The sequence below is a fragment of the bacterium genome, assembly GCA_035529855.1.
Lineage (GTDB): Bacteria > RBG-13-66-14 > B26-G2 > WVWN01 > WVWN01 > WVWN01.
This window is the reverse complement of the sequence record DATKVX010000134.1, coordinates 1-5,815: the sequence shown is the minus strand read 5'-3', so window position 1 is coordinate 5,815 and position 5,815 is coordinate 1. Positions and strand designations below refer to the sequence as shown.

5 protein-coding genes are annotated in these 5,815 nt (G+C 64.7%); 4 read left to right on the top strand and 1 reads right to left on the bottom strand.

Features of this window, described 5'->3' with window-relative positions:
* Positions 1–834, bottom strand: an 834-nt coding sequence (locus VMX79_12950) for an ABC transporter permease (protein ID HUV88005.1), incomplete at its 3' end; no start/stop codon positions are given.
* 158 nt (positions 835–992) lie between these two features.
* Here VMX79_12950 and VMX79_12945 point away from each other — a divergent pair.
* The 4 genes from VMX79_12945 to VMX79_12930 are packed head-to-tail and all read left to right on the top strand — an operon-like array spanning position 993 to position 4,828.
* A complete protein-coding gene (locus VMX79_12945; GenBank protein ID HUV88004.1) occupies positions 993–3,311 on the top strand; it encodes a DEAD/DEAH box helicase in 2,319 nt (772 codons plus the stop codon).
* Complete coding sequence (locus VMX79_12940) at positions 3,308–3,697, top strand: VanZ family protein (GenBank protein ID HUV88003.1); 390 nt, start codon at positions 3,308–3,310, stop codon at positions 3,695–3,697. The genes VMX79_12945 and VMX79_12940 overlap by 4 nt, the downstream gene beginning before the upstream one ends.
* A complete protein-coding gene (locus VMX79_12935) occupies positions 3,694–4,473 on the top strand; it encodes a ribonuclease H-like domain-containing protein (GenBank protein HUV88002.1) in 780 nt (259 codons plus the stop codon). The genes VMX79_12940 and VMX79_12935 overlap by 4 nt, the downstream gene beginning before the upstream one ends.
* Before the next feature lie 10 nt (positions 4,474–4,483).
* On the top strand, positions 4,484–4,828 hold the full coding sequence (locus VMX79_12930; GenBank protein ID HUV88001.1) for a hypothetical protein: 345 nt from the start codon (positions 4,484–4,486) through the stop codon (positions 4,826–4,828).
* Positions 4,829–5,815: the final 987 nt, after the last annotated feature.

The following is a 5,815-nucleotide window of genomic DNA, read 5'->3' as shown; positions in this document are numbered from 1 at the left end:
GACCTCGAAGTCGTTCTCCTCGTCGGGCCCCAGGCGGTGGCGCCGCCGCATGAGGTTCGTCACCTCGTCTATGGCCTGCCCCTCCAGCTCCGGCGACCTGGGCCGGCCTATTATCGCCAGGCCGTGCGCGATGCCGCGCGTCCCGAACATCTTCTCGAAGGTCGTTATGGGGACGATGACGCTGTTGTCGCGGCTTTGGCCGAAGACGGAGCCCATGGGGTACGCGTCGCCGACGACGGTAAAGGCGTGGCCGCCGACTTTGACGCGCTCCCCCACGCCTGAGCTCGAGCCGAAGAGCTTGTCGGCGACCTCGTAGGCCACCCCCGTAACCTGGCGCGAGTGGTCGACCTCGGCGTTCGTTATGAAGCGGCCCCGCCGGACCTTGAGGCCCTCCATCTGCTGGAACTCCTCCGACGTGCCGATGACGATGACGCCCTTGACCTTCTTCTCGCGGAACGATACCTCTTTAATCGCCACGTTGCGGGGCGCGGTGTAATCCACCGAGGGGCAGCTCGCGCTTATGGCCGCGGCGTCGGCGACCGTCAGGTCGGGCCTTTTCTGCCCCTCGTACCAGTCCTCCCAATCGGTGGTGATGAAGTTCATCCGCATTACGAAGAAGGTGTCGGTCCCGGCGGTGGCGAAGACGTTGGTGACGTAGCTGCGCAGGCCGACGATGAGCGAGATGAGGCCGACGACGGTGGTGACGCCGATGAAGACGCCCAGCACCGTCAGAAGCGAGCGCATCTTGTTGGCCCACAGCGACCGCGCGGCGAGCGCGAAGGCCTCGCGCAGATGCGCCCGAAAGACGACGAAACGTTCGCGGGAGAATTTCATAAGCCGTACCATATCCATTATAACTTATATACGTATCGAACCCAAGGGAATGTTGCTTCATTTCTCGAAGCGGCGGACTTAAAATCCGCCGCTCCTTTCGCAAGGGGTAACGGCAGCCTTTTTGCCTGCCGCTCGGCTTTTTACTTCCGCCAGCGGCCGTGAAATTATATAATATTATAATGAAAATAGACGCCGTACTCGCCGAGCTGCAGCTCACCAAGGGCGACGCCATCCGCCACGTCGAGCACGTCCCGGCGCGCGAGGCGCGCTACGCCGAGCTCGAGCCGCCGCTGGCCCCGCCCCTCGCCGAGGCGCTGCGCCACCAGGGCATAACGCAGCTATACAGCCACCAGGCCGAGTACGTCGCCGCGGCCCGGGCGGGCCAAAACGTCGTCGCCGTAACGCCCACCGCCTCCGGCAAGACGTACTGCTTCCTCTTGCCGGTGCTCGAGCGCTTCTACGACGAGGGCGGCGGCGCCGCGCTCTTCCTTTACCCCACCAAGGCGCTGAGCCAGGACCAGCTCCGCAACCTGAACCGCTTCCTGGCGCTCGCGCCGCCGGTGGCCGCGCGCGTCGCGCCCGGCGTCTACGACGGCGACACGCCCGCGGCCGCGCGCCGCAAGCTCCGCGACGCCGCCAACCTCCTCATCACCAACCCGGACATGCTCCACACCGGCATCCTCCCCCACCACGCGCGGTGGGGCCGCTTCTTCTCGTCGCTGCGCTACGTCGTCGTCGACGAGCTACACGCCTACCGCGGCATCTTCGGCTCCCACGTTGCGAACGTCCTGCGGCGGCTGCGGCGCATCGCCGCCCACTACGGCGCGGCGCCGCAGTTCCTCTTGACCTCCGCCACCATCGCCAACCCCAAGGAGCACGCCGAGCGGCTGGTGGGCGACGACGTGACGTTGATAGACGAGTCCGGCGCGCCGCAGGGCGACCGGTACTTCGTCATCCTGAACCCGCCGCTCTCGGACCGGGGCCTGGGCCTCCGGCGCTCCGCCAACGTCGAGGCGTCGGAGATATTGCAGGCGCTGGTGAAGGAGGGGGTCCAGTCGGTGACCTTCGCCCGGGCGCGCGTCGTCGCCGAGCTCATATACAAGTACGCCCGCGAGGCGCTGGGGCCCAAGTACGACGACAAGCTGCGCAGCTACCGCGGCGGCTACCTCCCCGAGGAGCGGCGCGAGATCGAGAAGCAGCTCTTCGGCGGCCGGCTGCTGGCCGTAACCGCCACTAATGCCCTGGAGCTCGGCATCGACGTCGGCGGAATGGACGCCGCGGTCGTCGTCGGCTTCCCCGGCTCCATCGCGTCGCTGCTGCAGCAGTCGGGCCGCGCGGGGCGGCGCGCCGACGCGTCGCTCGCGGTCCTGGTGGCCTACGACGACCCGGTGGACCAATACCTCGCCCGCCACCCGCAGTACGTCTTCGGCCGTTCGCCCGAGGCCGCCATCGTCGACCCCGAGAACGTCTACATCCTATCGGGCCACCTGCGCTGCGCCGCGGCCGAGCTGCCGCTCACCGCCGACGATTTGGCGTCCTTCGGCTCGAGCGCCCCCGGCGTGGCCGAGGTCGTCGCGGACGAGGGCGACATGGCCGCCAAGGACGGCAAGTACTGGTGGCTCTCGAGCGACTACCCCGCGGCGGACGTGAACCTCCGCTCCTCGTCGGATAATACCGTGACCATCGTCGACGCCAAGGGAGAGAACGCCGTCATCGGCACGCTGGACTACGAGAGCGCGCTGGAGCAGCTCTACCCGGAGGCCATATATCTGCAGCAGGGCGAGACGTACTTCGTGCGCGAGCTGGACTTGGGCCAGAAGGTCGCGTTCGTGGAGCGGCGCGACGTCGATTACTACACGCAGGCCATGGTGGAGGCGACGCTGCGCGTCCTCAAGACGCTGGAGTCGCACGAGAACGCCGCAGGCGCCTTCGGCCTGGCGGAGGCGCTCGTAACGTGGCGGACGATAGGATTCAAGAAGATAAAGTTCTACTCGCTGGAGTCCATCGGCTGGTCGCCGCTGGAGCTGCCGGCGGTGGAGCTCCCGACGGTGGCGGTCTACGTCGCGCCCGGGCCGGAGGTACTGAGCGACGTCTCGCGGATGGGATATAACCCGCTCGCGGGGTTGGTCGGCCTGAAGAACGTGCTGCAGGCCGTGATCCCGCTATTCGCGATGTGCGACCCGCGCGACCTGCGCGGCGTGGTAGACTCGTCGAACCTGGGCACGCCGGCGGCGTTCATATACGACGTTTACCCCGGCGGCCTGGGCTACGCCGAGCACGCCTACCGCCGCCTGGACGAAGTCCTCCGGAGCTGCGAAGAGCTCATCGCCGGCTGCGAGTGCGAGAACGGCTGCCCGAGCTGCGTGGGCGTCGCGACCTTCACCCCCAACCAGGTCCGCGACCCGGACCTGCGCCGCGGCCACTACCTTCCGCACAAGGGGGCCGCCCTCGCGCTGGTCCGCGCGCTGTTGACGTGAGCGATTTTAAATCTTATTATCTACCCTGGGCGGCGTGGGTCGCCGTGCTGGTATTCTTCGCGCTCGTCGCGCTGCCGGAGGCGCCGCAGCCCCGCGCCCTCAACATAGACAAAGTGCGACACGCCGCGGCCTACGCGCTGCTGGGCGCGCTCGCCGCCCGGGCCATAGCGGGAGCGGCGCGCCGCGGCGGAACGTTCGCCTTCGTCGTCGCCTTCTTCACCGTACTCCTGGTCGGTACGGGGACGGAAATTCTCCAGGCTTTCGTCCCGGGCCGCAGCGCCGACATCGTCGACCTGGGCGCGGACCTGGCGGGCGGGATATTCGGCGCGTCGGCGTATCTGTGGGCGTTCGCGGGCCGCCCCGCCGAAACGGACGACGGAATTTGATAAGACACACCTTCAGGATACTGAACGGCGTGGGGCCCCACACCGAGCGCCGCATCCGGCGCGAGGGGATCTCGAGCTGGGACGACTTCCTGGCGCGCGGCGGCGTAACGTTCACTTCGGCGTGGCGCAACGAGCTGTGGGCCGGGGAGTTGGTGCGGTGGCGCGACGCGCTGGGCCGGCGCGACGAAAAATTCTTCCACCACCGTTTGTCACGGAACGAGCACTGGCGGTTGTTCGACGCCTTCGGCGACGGCGTGGCCTGCCTGGACATCGAGACCACGGGCCAGGCGCCGCCCTACGACGAGACGACGGTGGTCGGCGTCTACCGGCCCGGGCGGGGCCTGACCCAACTCGTCGCCGGCCGCGACCTCTCCGGCGACGCCGTGGACGCCGCGTTGGAGGGGGTCAAACTCCTCGTCACGTTCTTCGGCGCGAACTTCGACGTACCGTTCCTCAAACGCGAGTTCTCGTACCTGCGACTCGAGTTCCCCCACTTCGACATCTGCTTCGCGGCGAAGCGGCTCGGCGTCAAGGGCGGCCTCAAAAAGGTCGAGAAGCAGTTCGGCATCGCCCGCGACGGCGACGTCGACGGCCTCGACGGCTACGACGCCGTAAAGCTCTGGCAGGCCCACTGCCGCGGGAAGCGCGGCGCGCTCGAGCGCCTGCTGCGCTACAACGCCGCCGACACTAAAAACCTCATACCCCTCGGCGCCATTATATACGAACGCCTCTGCGCCCAGGAAAACGATTCCAACTCAAAGGTAACGCCAACGTAGGAGGACCGAATTGAGATACGCGATAGTGTTACTGGCCGCGGCCGCGGTTCTAGCTGCCGCGTTCGGCGCCGGCGGCTGCCGCGGTTGCGCGAAGACCGCCGACCTCGACGTCATCCCCGGAATGAAGGACTCGGGCATCCCGGACCCCCACGCCGTCAAAGAACACGAGAAAGAGCTCCAGCAGCTCAACAAGGATATCGAAGCCTTGACGAAGGAAATGGCGACGATCGCGATGGACCCGAACATGAGCCCGGCGGAGAAAGAACGGCGCGCGGAGGAAATAGGGAAGGAGATGGAAATAAAGGGCGAGCGTCTGAAGGAAATCGCCGAGGACATCTCGAACCGCGACCTGTAATCGCGCTCGCGAAGCTACTCCGGAATCATCATCCCAGGCCGAATACCGCCCGGCAACCCGGGCGGTTCGCCTTGTTGGCCTTTACCGCGACGGCGGTTTGGGGTATAATCCTCCGCCCCCTACGGTGCCGTCAGGCGTTACCAACTAACGGCTCAGGCGGGCGTCGGGCGTTCAGGTGCGGTCAGGTGTTACCACCTGACCGCAAGGGGCGCGTCGGGTGGTAACACCCGACGCCACGAGATAGGGACGGACCGGGCGTCGGATGGTAACATCCAACGCCAACCGAGCCGCGCGGTGGCGTCAGTTGTTACCAACTGACGCCGGAAGGGGAGTTGATGGGGTTACGTAGCCGGTCGAAACTACCTCGGGGCGGTGGCGTGTTTTTCGTTACGACCTCTTTTAATAATCGTAAAATTATATTGCGTAACGAAAAATACTACGGGATTATAATCACGTCGCTGGAACACGTAAAGGCCAAATATGGGTTCGAACTCTGGGCTTATGTATTAATGCCGTCACATCTTCATCTCATAATTAGCCTTTCCGCAGGAAAACAAATTATCCGCCGCGACGCGAGACTTTAAAAAGTTTACCGCTTACAAACTCCGTAAACTACTCGAATCGGAAGGGTACGTAGAGGTATTGGAGGAGTTAAGGAATCCCGACGGGAGAACTAGCCAATTCCAAATATGGGAACCACGATTCGACGACGTTGTTATCTTCACGCCGCGGGTTTTAAAAAGAAAAATAGACTATATTCACGTTAACCCCGTCCGGGCCGGCCTTTGCGCCCAACCTTGCGATTGGCCTTATTTCAGCGCACGTGATTACGCAGGCGAGAGTTCGCTTTTAAGCGTCGATAGGTTTTCTTTTGGTTAAACTTTTACTTTACCGTCAGGCTTACCGTGCCTTAAAGAATTACGCGTGCCGTCAGGCGTTACCACCTGACGGCCGGGCGTTGCGTCGGGTGGTAACACCCGACGCCAC